This is a genomic window from Nostoc sp. DedSLP04 (genome assembly GCF_034530775.1).
Lineage (GTDB): Bacteria > Cyanobacteriota > Cyanobacteriia > Cyanobacteriales > Nostocaceae > Nostoc.
This window is the reverse complement of the sequence record NZ_JAVRCL010000030.1, coordinates 1-22,464: the sequence shown is the minus strand read 5'-3', so window position 1 is coordinate 22,464 and position 22,464 is coordinate 1. Positions and strand designations below refer to the sequence as shown.

Here is a 22,464-nt window from a genome sequence, read left to right as displayed (position 1 = left end):
TTTTGCGTCCTAACCATCTTGGCGCTTGCTATAGTATCCTTGGAAAGGATATAGTATTAATTAAGACTAATCAATTACTAGTACAGCACGGCAGAAATAAACATACCCTTCGGGTGACGCTCCTGCGTCGCTAACGCTACGCTAACACCAGTCGCCTGCGGAGGGAAACCCTCCCGCAGCGCTGGTTCACCATTTCAAATAGCGCAAAAGCGCAAAGATAAGAGTTTTAAACAGCGCTAAAAACTCTTTTTCTTATACCTTAATACCCATTTTCAAGCGAAATGAACAATTTTCATCAATATGGAAAAGGAGATGCAACTCATAACAGCGAGAATCAGCAATACACCTCCTTAGTAGAACAACTTGATTTGATGATTCGGGCACGGTATCCCTTACTGTATGTGATTTCCGTTGAAGAAGAACCTGTGGAAGAAGTGTTGCAGCAAGTTGCATTGCGTTCTGTGCCCAAACGACAGCTTTTATTTTGGGATATTGTCCGGGGTTGGAGTGACAATGGTGCAGATAAAGGTTCGATGATGGCTGCATTAGGACGAATTGGCAAAGCCGATGCCCAAACACCTGCAATGTTTGTACTGCGGGATTTGCACCCATTTGTGAAAAATCCGACTACCGAGAAGAATGCCCCAATTGTGCGGGAGTTGCGAAACTTGACGCGGGAGTTAAAGCGATCGCGTAAAATTATCATCACTACTAGCCATACTTTAGAACTTCCCGACGAGTTACTGCAAGAAGTGACAGTAGTCGATTTTCCCTTACCTAGCGTTAGCGAAATAGATAATTTAATCCAACAGTTAGTAGTACCAGATAAATTAAATGTTTCTGGTTTGGCGCGAGAACAGTTAGTTAAAGCCTGTCAAGGTTTAAGCCGCACCCGAATTTCGAGAGTATTGGCAAAAGCTTTAGCTGCCAAACAGCAAGTAAATGAGTCTGATATTGACGGCGTATTAGAAGAGAAAAAGCAAGCAATCCGGCAAACTGGAATTCTAGAATTTTTCACACCACAAGAATCACTCAAACGAGTTGGTGGATTAGATCAACTCAAACAATGGGTACTCATGCGCCAAGATGCTTTTACCGAAGAAGCCAGACGCTACGGTATTCCTAACCCGAAAGGGATGTTACTTGTGGGCATTCAAGGAACAGGTAAATCTCTCTCAGCCAAGACAATTGCCCATGAATGGCGCTTACCTTTATTAAGATTAGATTCTGGGCGTTTATTTGGTGGGATTGTCGGCGAAAGTGAAAGCCGGGTACGCCAAATGATTCAGTTAACTGAAGCAATGGCACCCTGCGTTTTGTGGATTGATGAAATCGATAAAGCCTTTGGCAATATTACCAGTAGCATTGACGGAGATTCGGGGACATCGCGCCGCGTGTTTGGCAGTTTGATTACCTGGATGCAGGAGAAAACCGCGAGTGTATTTATTGTCGCCACGGCAAATAATGTCAAAATATTACCAGCCGAGTTGTTGCGAAAAGGAAGATTTGATGAAATTTTCTTTTTGAATTTACCTACAGAAACCGAACGCCAAGAGATTTTTAAAGTGCATTTGCAACGGTTACGCCCGAATCGGCTGCGAGAATTTAACTTAGCTTTGTTAGCTAAACAGAGTCTCAATTTTAGCGGTGCGGAAATTGAGCAGGTAATCGTTGATGCCATGCACCAAGCATTTTCCACAAGAATTGAGGGACAGCGCCGAGACTTTAATACAGAAGATATTTTACAGGCTGTAGCTCAAACAGTGCCACTAGCTGCGATCGCGCATGAACAAATTGAAGCATTAAAGCAATGGGCAGCACAAGCCGGTGCAAGAACCGCCTCCAATGATGTGCTGTTAGTAGAAGAATTAAAACAATACTCAGCCGAACAAGGAATAGGCCCTTTAGAAGTCGATTAAAATAGAAAAAATACGTGTTTCCTACGCCTCGTTTTTTAATCCAAAATTCCAAATCTCAAATCCAAAATTGGTATTATGTCTCATTTCACAACTATCAAAGTCCAAATCAAACACGGTGAAATTCTGCATCAAGTTTTGCAAGAATTAAACTATCAAGTTGAATGCAACACGAATGTACGCGGATATCGAGGCGATACGACTCAAGCCGAGTATGTAATTCGCCAGAATAATGGTTATGATTTAGGTTTTCGCCGCAGTGGTGAAAATTACGAAATAGTTGCAGACTTTTGGGGAGCAAAAATTTATCAACAGCAGCTTGTTAACTCCATCAGCCAAAAATATGCTCATAAAACCTTGATGGCAACAGTGCAAGAACAAGGTTTTAATGTTGAGGATGAAGAAGTTTTAGAAGATGGAACTGTGCGAGTAGTTGTAGGACGTTGGGTGTAATTATATCGTGATAAACAAGATCCCCGACTTCTTGAATAAGTCGGGGATCTGAAACCTCACTATTATTACAAATCAGAACGATAAATTAGCGGAATTTGATAATACCATCCACCTCTTATTTCTTTGCCAGTAATCCAGGGTAGAGAACCTATAGGCGCTATCTTAAAAGTAAATCTAGATGTTTCAAATGCTGATGAAAGCCATCCTAATTTCTTGTAAATATTAAAAACACTATCACTAGAGTTAGGCTGGTAAAAACAGGGAAGTTTATCCCTATCTTGATAAAACTTACAACCTTCTTCCAGCAATATACGTTTTTGTACACTAAAGCCAAAATGATTATTGCTAAATTTCACCCAGAGTTGATCAATTGTCCGCATATCAGTTTTTGATAGATTATTAAGGTCATTTATGTCGTAATAAGATTGAGATTTCTTCCCTACGGCTTCTTGAATTTTTTCACCAGTTTCTAAGTTAGCTTGCAGCCATTCTCCAGATGCTAATAAATGACGCAAACTCCTATAGTCTACCCCTACTTCTGATTTTAAAGGAACATGTTGTAATAAATTTTGTTTTTCATTTTGTCTGAAAGACTCAAACAGTAAATCGTAAGCCACCGACTGTAATACTCCAGTTTCAGTTAAAACAATCTGGTTCAAAAGCTCTTGACCTTCTCTACCATATTTGAGAGCATCTGATAAAGCTGCAATTCTAATTTCCTGCGAATGAGTGCTATCGAGACGACGCTTAACGCCTTCGATTCCGCCTAGAACTACACCGGAAACTGGAGGTGGTGCTTGTCCACCAAGTACAGCATCATATTCTCGCGGTTGATTGGGATTATTTGGTATCATTCTCTTCCTCGACTCTAATACCAGTGTTCCCAATTCAGGAAATGCGATCGCACCTATTTGAAATCGCACCTATCCTTGATTCTATGGAACTCGCCATACTTGAATTAACTTCCTAACGTAAGTAACAATAGTCTGTCCATCTGGGCTAATAGCAATACTTGTTCCATAAGAAGAAAGTTTAGCAAGTCGTTCTTGTGTCTGCAAATTCCAAATATCAACATCACCACCACAATTAACAAATATTTTTCCATCAGAATTGAAAGTGAAAAAGTTTAATTGACCACTATTAGGAAATAAAGTATGAACTTCTTTACCAGTTCTCAAATCCCATATTCTAATACGTGTTGGCAAATGATTATCGCCAGTTATTAAGGTTTGTCCATTGGGACTAATTGCTAATGAGACAACGCCATAAGGATGTCCATTTATAGACTCATGCCCTACTAAGGTATAAATCTCACTTCCCGTTATTAAATTCCATAGTTTAATAGTCTCATCTAAACTAGCGCTTGCTAAAATTTTTGCATCTATATTGATCGCAAGGGAAGTTATATTTTTTGAGTGTCCTTTGATAGTGTAAATATTTTGTTGTGTTTCCAAATCCCAGACGAGAATATTACCAGCTTCATTACCGCTAGCGAGGATTTTACCATCAGAACTGAGAGCAATAGCGGTAATAATATTGCGCTTTCTCGACTCCCATAATGGTTGTCCGCTAATAACATGACTTAATTTCTCGGTATTGAAATTCCAGATTTCAGTTCTAATAGTACTGTCATGCTGAGAACCACCTATTGCTAAAGTTTGAGCATCAGCACTGAAAGTTAAATGTTTTGGATGGTCTTTTACTCTCGTACCAAATATTTTAGTGATGGTGCGAAGACTTTTTCCTGTCTTCAAATCCCACTTTTTAAAGTCTATATAAGTCCCACCAACAATACTACCATCTCTTTGAGGTTCTTCAAAAGAACTACCGCCAGCATCGCAACATACTAGGGTTTTGCCGTCGGGATGAATGGCGATCGCAGCATCATTCCTATTAAGCTCAATTGTATAAGCACACTCAAAAAACCGATAGGGATTAAATTCTAAGATTGCCTGTTTTACTTTTAATTCTGAGATATCCCGCAATAATTTATATGCTGCTAACTGTACCCTTTTTGATGGGTCTTTTAAAGCCTGAATTACTAAATCCCAGCCTTCCTGTCTATAGTTAATGAGTTGCGAAAGCGCTAAAAAGCGGTAATTTTCATCACTGCTAGCGAAACGTTGTTTTGCACCTTCCAATCCGCCTAAAACTACACCATCGACTGGCGGAGGATTTTTTCCGCCAAGCACAGCATCATATTCGCCGGGTTGTTTGGGATTATCTGGCATCGCTTTTTACCTGTTGCTAATACCAGTGTTCCCAAATTTAAGCTATTTTGCAGTTTGCTAATTTCTCAGCAAGCGCAGACAGGGTTCTGCAACCTGTCCAAAAGTCACCTAACCCCCAACCTATAAATGCACCGCCACGGGGTAGGTGTCCTACATTAGCACTCAAATCGAATGTCAAGTCATTCCAATACCGCCAAGCACCTTGAGAAAACCATCCCACACCTTTACCAAAGCGACACCACGCTTCCCAGTCAGGATTGGATGTACAGCCAACCATTTGCCAGATATGCGTCTGTACAACAAAGCCAAAGCGTCCATTGCTATATTTTTGCCAGAGAGTTTCAATCGTGTTTAAATCTTCACAAGGGAATTTTTCAACGTCTGATGGGTCTAAAAATCCTTGTGGTTGGCGATCGCATACGCGCAGCATTATACTAGCAGTCTCTTGGTCTGCATCTTTCCACTTTCCGGAAGCGAGTAAATTTTGCAAACGACTGTAGTTTACATCAACCGCAGAGATTAATGGTATATCACTGTGTAGATGGGACTGTACTTTTGCTAATGCTTGTTGTCCCAGCAGTGACGATACTGTAAATTCCAACTTTTCCGATTCAGTATTTACAATCTGAAACACCAATTTTGTACCAGCTTGGCCATACTTTAGGGCTTCTTCAACGGCGACAATTTGTTGTTCTAGGGATGTCGCGCCGATCAACCGTCGTTTAACACCTTCAATACCTCCTAAAACCACACCATCTTTTGGAGGTGGTACTTGTCCGCCAAGTACTGCATCATATTCTCTTGGTTGATTGGGATTTTCTGACATTGCTGTTTTATTTAGAAAATGCTTGCACTCTGTCAATACAGCCCTGCTGCACTGCTTCAATTAAAATATCTTTTGCACCTTTTCGTTTAAAGTAAAGTGCTGCATAATTACGTTGTATCTGTGTGCCATTGAACAGGTAATGTCGAATTCGGTCTTGACCTTGAGAAGTATCAACTAAGCCCAGTGTAAAATCAACTAACTTGTAGGTGGCGCTATTGCGGTCATATTCTAGATTATCCATCAGCGTATCGACATCGGACACTCCGCCAGCACGCGCCATCGCCACGAAAGCATCATATCTGTCGATTTTATTACCATACTCCTGAAGTATTTCTTGTACTATAGGTTCTTGTCGAGAAGCTAATAGTGAATAAGCTGCTTGGCGTACTTTCCATAAATTATCGTCCAACGCCCAAATTACTAATTCCAAACCTGCTTCGCCATACTTGAGTGCTTCTTCTAGTGCAGCGATTCTTTGTTCAACTACCGCATTTATTTGCCAAGCGTCTTTTAACACCTTCTAGTCCTCCTAAAACTACAGCACCAGGAGGCGCTTTTTCTTGACCACCAAGGACAGCATCATAAACTGTTGGGCGATTGGAATTTTCTTTCATCAGGTTTTTAATGTTGAGCCTACTACTTAGTATTCCCAATCACTTGAGTTAGGCGATCGCAATTTTCATTCAACTTTTCGTACCCCCCATATATTAATATTACCGCCCTTGCCACTAACAAGAATTTGCCCATTTTGGCTGATAGCTATTGCTTTCCTGTCATAATAAAATGGGTGTGGTTTTAAAGAGCGAACTAGTTCTCCTGTATTCAAATTCCAGATTTGAATGCTTTTGTCTTTACTACCCACAAATATTGCTTCTCCATCTGGGCTAATAGTCAGGCAATCTATTTGTCCTGGAAAAGTACGAATTTGTGTTCCTGTTTGTAAATCACGTACTTCAATAGCATTTCGATTTTGACCTCCAGTAATTAAATATTGCCCATTACCACTAATTTTTATAGATTCAACAGGTACTTCTGTTAATGAATAAATTTCTTCGCCTGTTTCTAAATTCCACACTTGCAATACTGGATAAAGTCTTTCAGTACAACTAACCAATTTTTTAGCATCTGGACTAATAGCTAGGCTAAGAACTCCATTTCTAGAATAATCTGAGTATGCCTTCTGTTGTAAAGTGTAAATCTCTTTTTTTGTTTCTAAATTCCATACTTGAATATTGCCATCTAAATCTCCACTAGCTAAAATTTTACCGTTATGGCTAATATCCAAAGAAAAAATTCTATTGGAATGACCAACGATCGTACTGATTTCTTGCTTATTTTTTACATCCCAAATCTTGATAGTTTTGTCACTACTAGCACTAAATAAAATACTCCCATCTTGCTTGGTAACTAAACAATGAACTGGTGCTGAATGACCAAAGAGAGTAGAAATGTTATCCCCTGTTTGAGAATCCCATAACTTAATAGTTGCATCACCGCCTCCGCAACTGTAAATAGTTGCTCCATCAGGACTGAGGGCGAGAGAACTAATTGAAACTAAATGTCCTACTACCGAGAATGTATCGCTGATTTTGCCTGTATGTAAATCCCATATATTCACTATACGATCGCTGATAGTAATAAAAATTTGTCCTTTATCAGTAACTAATAAGGAAAAATCATTTTCAAAAGTCTCTTGATAAGTGCCTAATTTTTGTCCTGTATTTAAATTCCATTGGACGATAGATTTATCTATACTATAACTAATAATCCTTTGCCAATCATAACTAATAGCAGCAGAAACTATACGGCGTTTATGACCTATAAAGGTATTGATTAACTTACCTGTTTCTAAATCCCATACTTTTATACTTTTATCTCCACAGCTAACAATAATTTTATTATTTGGACTAATAGCAAGAAAACAAACACTTTGTACATGACCTTCAAGTGTCTGAATTTCTTTTCCAGTATTCAAATCCCAAACTCGGATGCGGTTGTCAAAACTACCTCCTGCTAAAATTTTTCCATTTGAACTCAGAGCTATACAACTAAGCTTTCCACAATAAACTTTGAGAGTTCGGATTAGTTTTTTTGTCTTTAAATTCCAGATGTCAATACTTTTATTTTTGACACCAACAATAGTCTGCCAATCTGAACTCACCATTATAGAAGTAGAATGACGTGAATCTTCTGGTTTAAGAGTTTGGATAAGTTGACCTGTTTTTAAATTCCAAAGCTGCATTTGTCCATATTCATAGAAAGCATTTAAAAGAGTTTCTCCATCAGGGCTGATACTTACATATTTAGGCCCAGGATTTGACAATGAATAAAGTTGTTTTCCTGTTTTTAGATTCCAAACTTTTATACCATCTGCACCTGTTACTAAAATTTGTCCATCTGGGCTAACTGCACTGCAATATACTGGATGTGAATGTCCACTTGTGGTGCGTAAGTATTCAAAAAATTGCCAGGATTTGTATTGACCTAGTGCCTCTTTGACATTTTCTTCCTTTCTTGATAACAAAAGAGAGTATGCTTTGTTCTGAACCTGTTCTGATTCATCTTTTAAAGCCTGAATCAACAAATCTAAACCAGGTTCTCCATAGTTCAAGACTTCAGAAAGTGCCGCAATACGTTCTTCTAAAATATTACTTGATAAACGGTGTTTGGCTCCTTCTAAGCCTCCTAATACCAAACCGCCTAATGGTAAAGGATTATCGCCACCAAACACAACATCATATTCTTTAGGTTGATTTTGTTTTTTGTCCATTGTATTAATATCAAATGATAGTTTTTTTTAACGAACCGCCAAAACGCAGAGGGCGCAGAGAGAAGATTATTTGAGTTTGGCGATCGCTCCCTTATCAACTAACATTTTTCCCGTCAACAAATCCTTTACAGTCACTACTAATACCCGTTGTTCATTCACTTCAAATTGTGCCTGTATTCGGTCTATTCCTGTTTGTCCAGGCGGTTCGATATGAGCGACACATACTTGTTGATGATGAGTTTCCAAAGAGCGATAACTATCTTGTTTTACTAATTGGCTGCTCGTCATCCTTCCTTGAGTATCGTAATAAACCTCCGCTTGGGAAACTTCTGCTACTTCCCCAATATCGAGACGAATTTCTCGCTGTCCTTCTGTGGCGACTTGTAAAGTTAAAGCTTCAGAACGCGCCCCTGGATATTTTGCCCCTTTTTCAATCAAAGTTAAATAAGAATAACTTTTGCTGTGGGGTTCCCAAAGACGAATTGCATAACTGTGGCGCAGGTAATCATCGACTGCTGCCATTTCACTTAAAGCTAATGCGCCATGTGCGACAGCTTCAAAGGGTTTGTCTAACTTTACCTTTTGTCGTCCAAAATAGGAAATTACTAGTTGTTGTACGGCGGGAATTTGACAAGTACCACCCACTAATAAAACCTGTTCAATTGTAGATTTACCGATCCCTTTAGCAAGTGCGATCGCTAATACTTCATCTATCGCCTGTCTTAGCTGTTCTAATAATTGTTGATTTTCTAAAATTTCGCCTAATTCATCCCGATGCAATTGCAATTCATGGGACATAAAATTTTCGTCATCAAACCAACTTTCTTTCGCCTCATCTGTTATCGAAAGTTGAATTTTTACCCTTTCTGCAACTTCCAGCAGATTCATAAAACCGATTTCTCCAACTTCAGCACGGGAAGAATCGATTTTTTGCAGGTAATGTTCAACAATCCATGTATCAATATCTACGCCGCCAATAAAAGCATCGGATTTGGCGATAACTTCGGCACGTACTACTTGCTGTTCAGATTCAGCGCTGACAGTTCGTACTAAACTTAAATCTAGAGTACCGCCGCCAAAATCAACCACCAAAATCACAGCACCAGGATGCTTGACAGCATAACCAAGGGCTGCTGCGGTAGATTCATCGACAATTTGCACTGCGGGAATATTTAACTTGTCGCCCAAGTTGCGGAACCAGTCAAGATATCGCTCAAATGCACCAACGGGAACTGTGAAAATAACGCTACTGGGTTGTAATTGCTGTTCAACCTGTTGCCAAATTTCCTTAAGAAACAGTTCCGAAACCACCTCAGCGCTGTAACTATTACCATCCAACTGTCGCGGAGGTGGGACAAAATCTGCTGCCAAATCGCGTTTGAAAGCTCTAAAACAGCGTTCCGGCTGGGCAAACCCCAAGCGTTTGGCGCGTACAGATTCACCAAAAGAAATGCGATCGCGCCCTTCCACAAATACTAAACTGGGTACAACGCTAACTTGTTCCGCCCCAACCTCAAAGCGGCGCGACATCGAATCAAATCTCAACGTCCGTGGTTTTTGCGTAATCAAATCAGTAGTACAAACAACAGTATTGCTAGTACCAAAATCAATTATTACTGTAGTCATTTGTTATTACTCATTGGACATTGGGAATTGTGTAATAATCGTTCTTCTAGGACTGACAAATAAAAAAATACTCAACTACTTCTTGTGGGGTGGGCGTCTCGCCCGCCCATAGGTAAGGGCGGGCAAGATGCCCACCCCACAAGATTGGATAATTCATTTGTTGGAAGTCCCTCACCTCCCCCCTCCCGGTAAAGTGCGGCTAACTTTCGCAGGGACAAGAATTTTTCCTTGATGCTGATAACCAATGAATCGGATGTAAACTAACTCATCTTCAGCAATATCAGCAGTGTCTGGTTGATGAATCTGCGGATTGTAAGGTACTTGTTCCCAAGGTTTGCCTATCTGTTCGTAACCCCATTTGCCCAGTAGGTTATCTAAAGAAGTAAACATTGAGAGCAGATTTTTCGCAGGCAATTCTGGTTTAACGCGCACCATCTGATGGATGCTGGGATAGTTTGTTAGCAATGTCTGCAATTGCTCAAATGTTGCAGAGCGAAATTCCTGTGATAGTTCAACTCGTTGCTGCTGCAATTCTTCATGTAGTCGCAAGCCTTCCTGATATAGCGCTGCTTTTTCAGCAAGTAACTGTTCTATTTTTTGCTGCTCTTCTAAGTAATTTTTGCGTGTTGCCTTTAGTTCATTTTCTAGTAACTCAATTTGCGTAGATGCTAACCTGCTTGTTGCTAGACATCGCGCCAATTCTAACTTGTTAGTTTCCAAGTCTGCTTGGCGAGCGATCGCAGTGCTAATTGCTGGAATAATCAACAACAGAGTGCAAATCCCTATTGCCATTGTCAAAAAGCTTAAAAGAGAAAACATTCCTATCTGCATCCCTCTTAAATTTCTTTGAGAGACTGGTTTTGTGCCACTGTATCGCCCTCACCACCTTCGTAATACTCAGGCAATAATTCTTGATTTTCAACTTCTCCTAAAGCCTTTTCAATTCCCGATGTTGTACTTGTACAACTTGAACCAGAAGAATTGATTACTGTTTCAGTAATTTTCCCATCTTTACCAATGCGATACTCAATTTTTTGATACTCAGCCATAAATAGACTCTTTTTATTTTTTAGGGTTTCGATCGTGTTGTACCAAATTCTAGCCAACGACAATTAACACTGGCACTAGTACAAATAAATACGTGAGAGCTTTCGCCAATAAATTAAAACAAATGTACTAGTTTAAGTCAATAAGATTTAACATAATTTACGCACAATCTTCATGGTTAGACGGTTACTTACACGCGCAATAGAGCGATCGCATTTTATCAATCCAGGGGAATGATAGACAGTAGTGCAAGCTGAAACCATCATGTCACAAAATCCCAACCAGCCAAGACCTTTTGATGTTGTTTTAGGTAGCCAAATACCTACCCCAGGCGATGCAGCAGTTTTAGGAGGACTGCCAGGAGTCAAACAACGGTTAGCCAGTACTGCCCCACAAAATCGGATTGCAGCGTTAAAAGAAGCCCTCCAGCACGGGGATGCAGGCTTAGATTTAGTCATCCAAGCTTTGCAAAATGAAGTTACACAAGTTAGGTGGGCTGCTTACTCGCTGTTAAGGCAAAGACAAGAACCTCTTATAAAACAGGCGTTACGCGAGTACAATCCTTGGCAAAAGCTTACATGTCTGCGTACCTTGGAAGGTCATTCAAGGTTTGTTAGCTGTGTCGTCTTCAGCCCTGATGGTCAAACTCTTTTCACTGGCAGTTGGGACACAACAATCAAAGTATGGGAGTTTGCAACAGGACGTTTAATTCGCACGCTCGACGGAGATGGATATTATATTAATTCCCTAGCCATTAGCCCTGATGGTCAAACTCTTTTCGTTGGACAGGAAAAGAATTTTATCAAGGTTTTGGATTGGCAAACTGGAAAAAAAATTAGCACTTTGCGTACTAGGTTACAAGCAAGATTTACGTCGATTTACGCTCTAGCCGTTAGTCCAGATGGGCAAATTCTTTTTAGTAGCGACTATTCACTCAAAGCCTGGGATTGGCAGATGGCAAAAGAACTTTACAACTTCTATGCTCATCAGAGTGAGATTTGTTGTCTCGCAATCAGCTTAGACGGACAAATATTGGTCTGTAGCAGTCAGAACAACAGCATCACCGTATGGGATTTACCCACAGCAAAGCAAATCCATATTTTGAAGGGACATTCAAAAGCAGTTACCTCCGTTGCCCTCACTGGTGATAAAAAAACTCTTGTCAGCGGTAGTTGGGACGGTTCTATTAAAGTGTGGGATTTGGAAACGGGAAAAGAAATTTACACTCTTATTGGAGATCAAACCCAAGTTAATTGTGTAGCGATTAGCCCAGACGGACAAACCTTCTTTAGCGGCGGTGAGGAAAATACAATCAAAGTATGGGATTTGCAAACCGGACAGCAGATGAACGCGCTAAGAGGGCACCAATCTCTTCTTATTAAGAGTCTTGCAATTAGCCCAGATGGGCAGAATCTGGTTAGTAGTAGCAGTTGGGAAAAAACTATTAAAGTGTGGGGACTTGCTTAAAGACAACATAACTATAGCAGGCATAGCAAATAATTCTGCTAAACCTTTTGTTAAGCGGGGATGGACAAGGTTACACTTCTACATTTTAAATCTCTCGTCCACCTGAATTTGATATCCGTTCCGTTGGTGAGGTGATTAATCATATTGGCAGTGGTTGCGATCGCAGCGCTAATTGCTGGAACAATCAAAAGTAACGCCAAAAATCCTAAAAGGCTTTCCATAGAAAACATTTTCATTCCTCGATCGTCTACGTTGCTCGTATTTTTACTTGAGAGATTAATGTATGCGTATTCCGCATTTTTGGGAATTCTAATAAGGACTCAAAAGGTAAAACGCCATGACAAACAACCAAAATCAACCCAGAGATTATGATGCAGTGTTGGGAGGACAATCTCCGCCTCCTGTGGATGGAGTTGTTTTAGGAGGAATTGAGGGGGTTAAACGTTCTTTATCAAATCCTGTGATTACAGTCCGAATTGCTGCACTCAGCGAAGCCTTGAAATATGGTGATGCAGGGTTGGATGTATTAATTCAAGCATTGCAAGATAAATCGAGATTGGTACAGCGTTTTGCTTATCGACTATTAAAACAAAAAACAGAACGGCAAGTCAAACAAGCTTTGCAAGCATATAAACCTTGGAACTTGGAAGAGAGATTTAACGAGTATCAAGGGTATAAAAATGATCGTGTTACTCAATTTGCTAATCGGCAAGTTATAGAGTTTGATGCAAATGTAGGTATTGTTGAACCTGTTAACAATGCTTATGCTCTCAGGTTTGAATATGAAAATAATGATAATTTACCCAGGAAACTTAGTAGACTTCTGCAAGAAACCAACGCCGACAAATTAGAAGTTTTAGTGTTTGGTTTGTGGGCAGAAACATCACAGACTGATTCAAGTAGTATTGTCCAAGCTTTAGTTGATGCTAAACAACGTTTAACTAATCTCAAAGCTGTTTTTATTGGCGATCTTACTTCTGAGGATTCGGAAATATCTTGGATTCAACAAAGTGATATAAGTCCCATTTTGCAAGCTTATCCTAAACTGGAAATTTTGCAAATTCGTGGAAGCGATCGTTTACAATTTAGTCCGCCGATACGACACAATCATCTCAAAGCGTTGATTGTTGAAACTGGGGGTTTAAGTCGGGATACTGTTGCCCAAATTTGTCAGATGAATCTGCCAGCCTTAGAACATTTAGAATTATGGTTTGGTAGTGAAGATTACGGCGGAGATTGTTGGTTTGAAGATTTAAATCCGATTATTTTTGCAGAAAAATTTTCCAATCTAGTTTATTTAGGATTACGCAATAGCCAATTTACCGATGAAATAGTCAGCGTTATTGTAGGTTCTCCAATTCTTGATTATATCAGCGTACTTGACCTTTCAATGGGAACGCTGACTGATGCTGGTGCGGAAGAATTACTAAATTGTTCGGCGATAAATAATCTTGATATTCTCAATATTTCAGAAAACTTTTTATCCCAGGAAATGATTGATAAATTCTCTGGTTTGGATGTACGTGTTTTGGCAAATAATCAGAAAAAAGAAGATGACGATCGCTACATCGATGGCCGCTATTGTTCTGTTTCTGAGTGAAATTTACAGTAATGGGCGACTGGAAGTCGCGGCTACACAGACAAAACCCGCCTACGCGGGTTAAAAAACTTTCTCTTAATTAGTTCAATTTTAACTATGAATAATAATTCTAATCAACCCGGAGAATTTGACGCAGTACTTGGTGGTGAAGTGCCACCTCCTGTTAGTGGCGTGGTTTTAGGAGGACTTGAAGGGGTAAAAAGTCGGTTAAAAAGTTCGGTTGTTGAAGTAAAGGTTGCAGCACTTTCTGAGGCGTTGAATTATGGGGATATGGGTTTAGATTTAGTGATTAATACTTTAATTGATTCTTCCGCGCAAGTGCAGCGTTTTGCTGCAAAATTATTAAAACAAAGGGGAGGAAACAAAGGAAAGCAAGCGTTACTAAATTCTGACCCCTACCTTGCTTTTACCATGATGACCGACTGGTTAGTTGAAGAATTTAATTCAGAAGTAGGTATTACAAATCCTGAAATTACAGCTTATGCTCTAAATTTAGAACTAGATTGGTACGCTTTGTATGCCAAAGTTAGATCAATAGTAAAATCCGGCTCAGGGTTGTCTTTTAGGGCAGAAACACATCGTCTTGATAGAGAAGAAACGACCAAAAAATTTCAAGGATTTCTTCATAATCCCCAAAGTCATCAGATCCAAGCTTTACACTGTCACTATCCTAGTCACTGTTTTATAGACCTTTTTATTGAAGCAAAGAACCAACTGAGCAACCTGAAGGCATTATTTTGGGGCGATCCTCAAGATGACCCTTACAAAGACACCTCCAGACATAAACTAACCAGAAACATGAGCCTAATTTTAGAAGCTTATCCAAACTTGGAGGTTCTTCACATACGTGGTAACGCTGACGGAGATAACTACGATCCTTTTGAAGGTTCATGCTTGTCATTTACTTTAGTAGAACATCATCATCTCAAAACGTTGATTATTGAAACTAAATATTTACCATACTCAACAGTTAATGAGATTGTTAATCTTAATTTGCCAAATCTAGAATATCTGGAATTGTGGACAGGGAACGGAGGATTTGATGCAGTTAGCTTAATACCTAAAATCTCTGAGCAGTTTCCAAAACTTCAGTATTTGGGCATACGCAGTTGTGAAGATGCTGATGAAGTAGCCAAAGCATTAGTGAGTTCTCCTTTAATAGAACGCCTTAAAATTCTCGACCTTTCAATGGGAGAAATGACAAATCAAGGAGTGGAATATCTTTTAAATTGTCCCGCAGTGAACCAACTCCACACCCTTAATCTTTCTATGAACTACATTTCAAATACCGAAGTCTTAGACCAACTTGCGTGTCACGTAATTGCACAACCTCAAGATGGTGAATATGGCGATCGCTATTCTGCCCTCCACGAATAAAGAATATATTAGATAATGCTTAACTTCATTCTCATCGCCAACCCCGAAAACCGCCGTGTCGGTTTCCTCCAACAAGCGATCGCCCATTTCAACTTACCACCAGCCACCGTAGTAGATTACGCCGACTTAATAGCAGAAAAACAAACTCTCGAACAATTCAATACACCCAACACTATTATCCGCTTCGACTCTCCAGAAAAAAACTTTGATGTTGATAAAGCCATCATTGCAGAAGGGAGTAGGGAAATTTTTTCTACTTCCAGTCATCAACATATCAGTGCAGAAGCAGCGAAAAAATTAGAATTTGACAAAGGACTCATCCTCTATCCGCGACAGTGGTATTTAGGCTGGCGGTATCTGTTGCAAAAATGGGAAACACAACTTACTCCCCTCCTCGCTTGCGGGGAGGGGTACTTCATGAACCATCCCCAAGATATCGCTGTGATGTTTGACAAACCAGCTTGTCACAAAAGATTCAGCCGTCATAATATCCCCGTTCCGCGATCGCTAGGTAAAATCCACAACTACGAACATTTGCGCGAACAAATGCAAATGCAGGGAATAGAACGAGTATTCGTCAAACTTTCCCACGGTTCCGCCGCTTCTGGAGTCGTTGCTTACCGCGCAAATTCGCGTTTTGAATCAGCCATAACTACTGTTGAACGAGTGCGAGAAAATGGGCAAACTCTGCTTTACAACTCCCGTAAAATTAGGCATTACACTCACCGCGAAGAAATCGCCGACATCATCAACATCTTGACAGCAGAAGGTGTACAAGTTGAAGAATGGCTACCCAAAGCACATTTACAAGAATGTGGTTTTGATGTGCGTGTGGTGGTTATTAATGGTGAAGCACAGCATATAGTTGTTCGCCTTAGTAAAAGTCCCATGACAAATTTACATTTGGGAAATGAACGGGGAAATACTGAGGAATTTTTAGCAAAAGTTGGTCTAGAAAATTGGGAGATAATGAAGCGAACTTGCGAACAAGCAGCAACGTTATTTCCTAATAGTTTATATTGTGGAGTTGATTTACTAATTTTACCAGATTGGAAAACTCATGCGATTTTAGAGATTAATGCTTTTGGTGATTTATTACCGGGTATTTTGTGGAATGGGATGGATACTTATACGAGTGAAATTAAGGCGATTTTGGCAAGATAAATGTAGGGTGCAACTATAAATTAGGATTAACCAAAATGAACAACAATTCAAATAAACCGGGAGAATTTGACGCAGTACTTGGTGGAGAAGCGCCACCTCCTATTTATGGTGTAGTTTTAGGAGGAAATAAAAGGGTAAAAAGTTCTATTTTAACAGAATCTTTAAACAGAATATTAAGAACCTTAGAAGAAAAAGATCCAGAAATTGCTTCGCTTTTACAACCAGGTTTAACCCGTAAAGAAATTGATCAAATAACTAAAGATTTACCTTTTAAGTTACCAGAAGAACTATATGAGCTATATCAATGGCGAAATGGATTATCTGATGATATAGGATTTGGCTTTGCTACATGGAATGGTATTATAGGAGCATTTAGCTCTTTAGAAGAAGCAATAACTGATTTTCAAAACTTAAGAATACGTGGTTGTCTATCTAATTTTCTTCGTATTTTTTTATTTTCTCATCAATTAGGAGGTGATTATTATGTTGTTAGCATAGATGAAATAACATATCCTGTATTTCATTTCAATGATGAGGATGAAAATTTTTCTATTCAAAATTTAAAAGGAAGGAAATTCTTCTCAAGTTTGACAACTCTAATGTATGCGGTCGCAGAATGTTTTGAACGAGATGCAATATATAGTTACACTAACTCTAAAGATCGCACATCTTTGGAGTATGACAAAGATCAAATCAACGCTATCATCCGTAAATACAAAACAGGTAATTTTAAAATTTATAGAACATAATTTTTATTACCATGTTCAACATCAATCAAATCGTCGGAACTCATGATATCTTATTTATCACCTTAGATACATTACGTTACGACGTAGCCAAAGATTTACTCGCAGAAAAACGCACTCCAAACTTAGCAAAAGTACTCCCTAAAACAGGTTGGGAAGAACGACATTCACCTGGAAACTTCACTTATGCTTCTCATCATGCATTTTTCGCAGGCTTTTTACCTACATCTGTAACGCCTGGAATTCATCCCCGCCTTTTTGCTTTGGGGTTTGAAGGAAGTACCACGACAACTGATACAACTTGTGTGTTAGATAGCTCAAATATTGTTACTGGATTAGCTGCTAAGGGATATCATACAGTTTGCATTGGTGGAGTTGGTTTTTTCAACAAACGCAACCCTTTAGGTAATGTAATTCCCTCAATATTTGCCGAAAGTTATTGGAGTCCAGAATTAGGCGTTACTAATCCCGAATCTACAGAAAATCAGGTAAATCTGGCGCGACAAATTTTAGAAAAAACGCCAAATAATCAACGCATATTTTTATTTATAAATATTTCGGCTTTGCATCAACCAAATTATTTCTATCTTCCCGATGCAAAAGATAAAATCGATACCATTGAATCTCACGCCGCAGCTTTAGAATATGTCGATCGCCAATTAGCCAAACTCTGGAATATTATACGACAAAGGCATTCTACTTTTTGCATTCTGTGTTCCGACCACGGGACAACTTACGGTGAAGATGGTTACACTGGACATCGACTTAGCCATCCTGTGGTTTGGACTGTTCCCTATGCAGAGTTTATTTTATGAAAACTCACCCAGAGACGCAGAGGCGCAGAGTTATTCTTTGCGTCTTTGCGCCTTTGCGTGAGACTTACAGCAGTTTTCATGTATTTAGACCACAATTATCAGACCTAACCCCCAGCCCCTTCCCTACTAGTGTTGGGGAGAAAATCAAAGCCTCTCTCCTCGTAGGAGAGAGGTTTGGAGAGAGGTCTATTTGTGGTTCATTTACCTGAAAATTGCTGTAAAGCAAATTCTTAACTTGTCACGAAAATACTTGAAATTCTATGCTTACAATTCAAAATCTTAAATCGAAAATTGCCCAGTCTCCTTATCAAGCATACGTCTATTCTTACCCCCACAAAACAGCTTACCGTCCCCTCACCCCACCTGTGTATCTCCCAGAACTTTGGGTGCAGCAAGATAGACAAGCGCTATTTCTCTACATACACATACCGTTTTGTGAAATGCGTTGTGGGTTCTGCAACCTGTTTACCACAGTCAGCCACAATGAAGATTTTATGAGTCAATATGTCCGCACGTTACAGCGACAGGCGCAACGGATGAAGGCGGTGTTGGGTGATGCGTCATTTGCTAGGTTCGCTATTGGTGGCGGAACTCCCACGCAATTACCGATTCAGCATCTCGAAACTATTCTCAATATTGCTGAAAATACGATGGGTGCAAAGTTACAGGAAATTCCCATTTCTGTGGAAGTTTCGCCAGAAACCGCCACTGAGGATAAGTTAAAGTTGTTGCGATCGCACGCCGTCGATCGTGTTAGCATTGGTGTCCAAAGCTTCATCGATTCGGAAGTCTTAGCAACCCAGCGCCGTCAATCTACTACTCAGGTAGAAGCAACGCTGACAAGGATAAAAGAAATGGGATTTCCCACTCTAAATATTGATTTGATTTACGGTTTACCCGGACAAACAGTAAATAGTTGGTTGCAATCAATACAAGCTACCTTGCGCTTTAAACCAGAGGAAATTTATCTATATCCATTATACGTGCGATCGCTCACAGGTTTGGGACGCACAGATCGAGAATGGGACGATATTCGTTTAGCTTGTTATCGGGAAGGGCGATCGCTATTATTGTCACAAGGATATACGCAAGTTTCCATGCGGATGTTTCGACGCTTAGAAGAGGGACAATCTAGCAATCTTTCTCCCTTATCTCCCGTCTACTGCTGTCAAGCCGACAGTATGATTGGTTTAGGTTGTGGCGCACGTTCCTATACTAATACTTTGCACTATTCCAACGAATATGCAGTGGGAACAAAGGGAATCAGCGAGATTTTACAAGCATATATTCAAACAGCCGATGAGTTATTTGAATACGCGCACTATGGCTTTCAACTAAATGCTGAAGAACAACGTCGGCGGTATATTTTGTTATCTTTGCTTTCCGATAAAGGATTGAATTGTGCCATTTATCGTCGGCAATTTGGTAGTGAAGTATACGCTGATTTCCCAGAATTTTCAGAACTGCTTGCTTTGAATTTGGCGATAAAAGATGAGGAAATTTTGCAGTTAACTGAATTTGGCATTGAGCGTTCTGACACTATTGGCGCGTGGTTATTTTCTGATAAAGTTCAGGAATTAATGCAGAATTATGAGTTGAAATAGTGGGGTTTCAAAAAGATTTGTAGAGAAGCGATTAATCACGTTTATACGGGTATTTACATTACATCTACCGTTGGAGAAAATATGACAAACAATAAAAATCAACCCAGAGAATTTGATGCAGTGCTTGGAGGAGAAACAGCACCTATTTATGATGTTGTATTAGGTGGTATCGAAGGTGTCAAGAGACGTTTATTAAGTCAGTTTATAGAAGACCGAGAAGAAGCACTGAATGATGCACTTCAATATGGTGCATCAGGTCTAGATTTGATAATTCAATCTTTACAAGATAAATCAGGAAGGCTACGAAGATATGCTTGTGTTTTACTAAGTGAAAGAAATGAACCTCAAGCTATAGCGGCTTTGCAAAGTTATAAACCTTGGTTTTTAAAAGAACGCTGGGAACTAGAGAAACGTAAAGGATCGAGTTTCATAACATCGCACTCCCAAAAATTTGCAAATCGCAAAGTAGAAGAGTATGATCCACAGGTTGGTATAACTGACCCTGTAGGAACTGCATACGCTTTCCGAACTAATCGAGATGGAGACGAATTTATTGCAGATAAACTTGAATTACTTTTAGAAGATTCACGAGTTGACCAGGTAGAAGCGTTAGTTTTTGGAATGTGGCATTCAGACGTTTTTGAAAGTGATTCATCACAAAATATTGTTAATTTTCTTGTGAATGCTCAGGATAAATTAACTAATCTCAAGGCTGTATTCATAGGCGATGTCACAGATGATGAGTGGATGATTTCTCAAATGAGCCATAACTATATCAGCCCAGTATTAGAAGTGTACCCTAATTTAGAAATATTAAAGATTCGTGGTGGTAATACTCATAGGATGTTCAATCCAACACGACATAATAAATTAAAGGCTCTGATCATAGAAACAGGAGGACTGCGGAAAGAATCTCTATTACAATTGTACTCTCTTCAATTGCCAGCATTAGAACATCTGGAAATATGGTTGGGTAGCCTTAACTATAGATGCACTTGTTCTGTTGAAGATTTAGCTCCTCTTCTTTATGGAGATTTATTCCCTAATCTTATATATTTAGGGCTACGCAATAGTGAATATAGTAATGAGATAGTTCGTGAAATAGTTCAAGCACCAGTTTTGCAAAAAATTCAAGTGTTTGACATTTCTCTCGGAAATTTAACTGATGAAGGAGCAGAACTTTTACTTAATTATCCTATAATCAACCAATTGGATATCCTCAATATATCAGAAACTTATGTAACTGATGAAATGCTTGAATTGCTTTGGGAAATGGATGTTCGTGTCATTGCAGAAGGTAATCGAGTTTATGAATATGAAGGTGATCGCTACTGCACAGTAGCCGAATAATTTAAACATAAATTTTTCTAAAATAGTAGGGTAAACATCTATCCTAAAAACTAAATTTTAAACTTTAAAACTAATATGCACCTCACCATCCTCTATCGCGGCCCTTTAATCAGTTGCAACTACGGTTGTGAATATTGCCCCTTTGCTAAACGCCAACAAACAGCCGCAGAATTGGCAATTGATAAACAATCTTTAGAACGATTTGTCAATTTTATTTCCCAACATTCCCAACATCAATTTTCAATTCTGTTTACTCCTTGGGGAGAAGCATTAATCCATTCTTACTATCAGCAAGCACTGATAAAATTAACACAGTTGCCCAATGTTAATAAAGCAGCAATTCAAACTAATCTATCTTGTAATTTAGATTGGGTAGAGGAATGTAACAAAGATAAATTGGCGCTTTGGGCAACTTTTCATTCAGAATGGGTGTCACGCGATCGCTTCTTACAAAAATGCCTCAATCTAGACAACAAAAATATCAAATTCAGCGTTGGAGTTGTCGGTTTTCCCAAGTTTAAAACAGAAATAGCCGCTTTACGTCAGGAGTTACCAAACCACGTTTATTTGTGGATTAATGCTGTGAAAGCTGAACTTCCTAATTTATCACCAGAAAATCGAGAATTCTTTCAATCTATTGACCCGTTATATGAATTAAACACTCAACATTATCCTAGTTTTGGGTATTCTTGTCGGGCTGGAGAATCAGTGATTTCTGTTGATGGTGACGGGACAATGTACCGATGTCATTTTCTTAAAACAGCAATTGGTAATATTTACGATTCTACCTGGGAAATAGCTTTGTTTGAACAACCTTGTACCAACCAAACTTGTCACTGTCATATTGGTTATGTTCATCTAGAATATTTAGAAATGAATAAGGTATTTGGTTCTGGTATTTTAGAAAGAATTCCTGATAATTGGGTTAATCAAAATTGTACTGTAATATAAATATCAATGTTTATCAATTTAACTAAAAGGGTCAGAGAAAGCCGCATTTTCTTCACCTTTGCACCCTACCACTGTAGAATTGTAAAAGATGTGGTGGATCGAATAATGGAGCGCACCAAAGCGCCAAATCCTTACTGTGTCGGAGAAGTGTGCCAAATCATTGCTAAGGATAATCCTGATTTACGAGGAAAAGGCGGGAATTGGTGCATTGTCAACCATGTAGGCGAGTTCAGCTGTACAGTGACAACGTGGAATGGACAATACACCGTGAGAATCGACCACTTGAAGCCACTGTAACTACCTGGAGTCGGAATGTCAGCAGATGCAACTAATCAGCGATGCCTGCGGCGGGCTACGCTTACGCATCAGTAGATTACGGGAAAACGAGAACTTGGAATTTGCCAAGAATGACCGCTATTAGCATAAAGTCTGGCTCCATCAAATCGCTCCAGGATTTGAATGTGTTCTTTAGACATGTCCTTAAAACAAAAGTTATGGAAAAATGATACAGAAATAAAAAT

At 39.3% G+C, this 22,464-nt stretch carries 22 protein-coding genes; 12 read left to right on the top strand and 10 right to left on the bottom strand.

The window, feature by feature from the left end; translation table 11 throughout:
• Nucleotides 1-281: 281 nt before the first annotated feature.
• Nucleotides 282-1,919 carry an AAA family ATPase gene (locus RMX89_RS18195; protein ID WP_322689912.1) on the top strand — a complete coding sequence of 546 codons (1,638 nt, stop codon included), beginning with the start codon at nt 282-284 and terminating at the stop codon, nt 1,917-1,919.
• Nucleotides 1,920-1,994: 75 nt separating this feature from the next.
• Complete coding sequence (locus RMX89_RS18190) at nt 1,995-2,369, top strand: DUF1257 domain-containing protein (RefSeq protein WP_322689911.1); 375 nt, start codon at nt 1,995-1,997, stop codon at nt 2,367-2,369.
• A 65-nt stretch (nt 2,370-2,434) separates the two neighbouring features.
• Here the strand turns inward: RMX89_RS18190 and RMX89_RS18185 are convergent, their stop codons facing one another.
• The 9 genes from RMX89_RS18185 to RMX89_RS18145 form a co-directional block, all read right to left on the bottom strand.
• Nucleotides 2,435-3,292 (bottom strand): GUN4 domain-containing protein, encoded by an 858-nt coding sequence (locus RMX89_RS18185; RefSeq protein WP_322689910.1) that lies wholly within the window; start codon nt 3,290-3,292, stop codon nt 2,435-2,437.
• A 12-nt stretch (nt 3,293-3,304) separates the two neighbouring features.
• Nucleotides 3,305-4,600 carry a WD40 repeat domain-containing protein gene (locus RMX89_RS18180; RefSeq protein WP_322689909.1) on the bottom strand — a complete coding sequence of 432 codons (1,296 nt, stop codon included), beginning with the start codon at nt 4,598-4,600 and terminating at the stop codon, nt 3,305-3,307.
• Between the two features lie 37 nt (nt 4,601-4,637).
• Nucleotides 4,638-5,426, bottom strand: a complete 789-nt coding sequence (locus tag RMX89_RS18175) for a GUN4 domain-containing protein (protein WP_322689908.1) — start codon at nt 5,424-5,426, stop codon at nt 4,638-4,640.
• Nucleotides 5,427-5,433: 7 nt separating this feature from the next.
• On the bottom strand, nt 5,434-5,943 hold the full coding sequence (locus tag RMX89_RS18170) for a hypothetical protein (RefSeq protein ID WP_322689907.1): 510 nt from the start codon (nt 5,941-5,943) through the stop codon (nt 5,434-5,436).
• On the bottom strand, nt 5,906-6,040 hold the full coding sequence (locus tag RMX89_RS18165; protein WP_322689906.1) for a hypothetical protein: 135 nt from the start codon (nt 6,038-6,040) through the stop codon (nt 5,906-5,908). The genes RMX89_RS18170 and RMX89_RS18165 overlap by 38 nt, the downstream gene beginning before the upstream one ends.
• Nucleotides 6,041-6,105: 65 nt before the next feature.
• Nucleotides 6,106-8,196, bottom strand: a complete 2,091-nt coding sequence (locus RMX89_RS18160) for a WD40 repeat domain-containing protein (protein ID WP_322689905.1) — start codon at nt 8,194-8,196, stop codon at nt 6,106-6,108.
• 66 nt (nt 8,197-8,262) lie between these two features.
• On the bottom strand, nt 8,263-9,822 hold the full coding sequence (locus tag RMX89_RS18155) for an Hsp70 family protein (protein WP_322689904.1): 1,560 nt from the start codon (nt 9,820-9,822) through the stop codon (nt 8,263-8,265).
• Nucleotides 9,823-9,993: 171 nt separating this feature from the next.
• A complete protein-coding gene (locus RMX89_RS18150) occupies nt 9,994-10,641 on the bottom strand; it encodes a hypothetical protein (protein ID WP_322689903.1) in 648 nt (215 codons plus the stop codon).
• Nucleotides 10,642-10,658: 17 nt separating this feature from the next.
• Nucleotides 10,659-10,871 (bottom strand): DUF2997 domain-containing protein, encoded by a 213-nt coding sequence (locus RMX89_RS18145; RefSeq protein WP_322689902.1) that lies wholly within the window; start codon nt 10,869-10,871, stop codon nt 10,659-10,661.
• Between the two features lie 262 nt (nt 10,872-11,133).
• Here RMX89_RS18145 and RMX89_RS18140 point away from each other — a divergent pair, with 262 nt between their 5' ends.
• Nucleotides 11,134-12,336 (top strand): hypothetical protein, encoded by a 1,203-nt coding sequence (locus RMX89_RS18140; protein ID WP_322672978.1) that lies wholly within the window; start codon nt 11,134-11,136, stop codon nt 12,334-12,336.
• A gap of 50 nt (nt 12,337-12,386) precedes the next feature.
• Here RMX89_RS18140 and RMX89_RS18135 read toward each other — a convergent pair whose 3' ends face one another.
• Nucleotides 12,387-12,566, bottom strand: coding sequence for a hypothetical protein (locus RMX89_RS18135; protein ID WP_322689901.1), 180 nt, complete (start codon nt 12,564-12,566; stop codon nt 12,387-12,389).
• Between the two features lie 107 nt (nt 12,567-12,673).
• Here RMX89_RS18135 and RMX89_RS18130 point away from each other — a divergent pair, with 107 nt between their 5' ends.
• The 9 genes from RMX89_RS18130 (at nt 12,674) to RMX89_RS18090 (ending at nt 22,240) form a co-directional block, all read left to right on the top strand.
• Nucleotides 12,674-13,936 carry an STM4015 family protein gene (locus RMX89_RS18130; protein ID WP_322689900.1) on the top strand — a complete coding sequence of 421 codons (1,263 nt, stop codon included), beginning with the start codon at nt 12,674-12,676 and terminating at the stop codon, nt 13,934-13,936.
• A 96-nt stretch (nt 13,937-14,032) separates the two neighbouring features.
• Nucleotides 14,033-15,313 (top strand): hypothetical protein, encoded by a 1,281-nt coding sequence (locus tag RMX89_RS18125; protein ID WP_322689899.1) that lies wholly within the window; start codon nt 14,033-14,035, stop codon nt 15,311-15,313.
• Nucleotides 15,314-15,328: 15 nt separating this feature from the next.
• Nucleotides 15,329-16,477, top strand: coding sequence for an STM4014 family protein (locus RMX89_RS18120; RefSeq protein WP_322689898.1), 1,149 nt, complete (start codon nt 15,329-15,331; stop codon nt 16,475-16,477).
• A gap of 35 nt (nt 16,478-16,512) precedes the next feature.
• Complete coding sequence (locus tag RMX89_RS18115) at nt 16,513-17,226, top strand: SMI1/KNR4 family protein (protein ID WP_322689897.1); 714 nt, start codon at nt 16,513-16,515, stop codon at nt 17,224-17,226.
• A gap of 11 nt (nt 17,227-17,237) precedes the next feature.
• Nucleotides 17,238-18,038, top strand: a complete 801-nt coding sequence (locus RMX89_RS18110) for an STM4013/SEN3800 family hydrolase (RefSeq protein WP_322689896.1) — start codon at nt 17,238-17,240, stop codon at nt 18,036-18,038.
• A gap of 260 nt (nt 18,039-18,298) precedes the next feature.
• Nucleotides 18,299-19,642: an STM4012 family radical SAM protein gene (locus RMX89_RS18105; RefSeq protein WP_322689895.1), complete on the top strand. Its 1,344-nt coding sequence runs from the start codon at nt 18,299-18,301 to the stop codon at nt 19,640-19,642.
• A gap of 81 nt (nt 19,643-19,723) precedes the next feature.
• Entirely contained in the window at nt 19,724-20,992 is a 1,269-nt protein-coding gene (locus RMX89_RS18100; RefSeq protein WP_322689894.1) for a HEAT repeat domain-containing protein, read from the top strand.
• Nucleotides 20,993-21,067: 75 nt separating this feature from the next.
• On the top strand, nt 21,068-21,943 hold the full coding sequence (locus RMX89_RS18095; RefSeq protein WP_322689893.1) for an STM4011 family radical SAM protein: 876 nt from the start codon (nt 21,068-21,070) through the stop codon (nt 21,941-21,943).
• 105 nt (nt 21,944-22,048) lie between these two features.
• Complete coding sequence (locus RMX89_RS18090) at nt 22,049-22,240, top strand: hypothetical protein (protein WP_322689892.1); 192 nt, start codon at nt 22,049-22,051, stop codon at nt 22,238-22,240.
• Nucleotides 22,241-22,464: the final 224 nt, after the last annotated feature.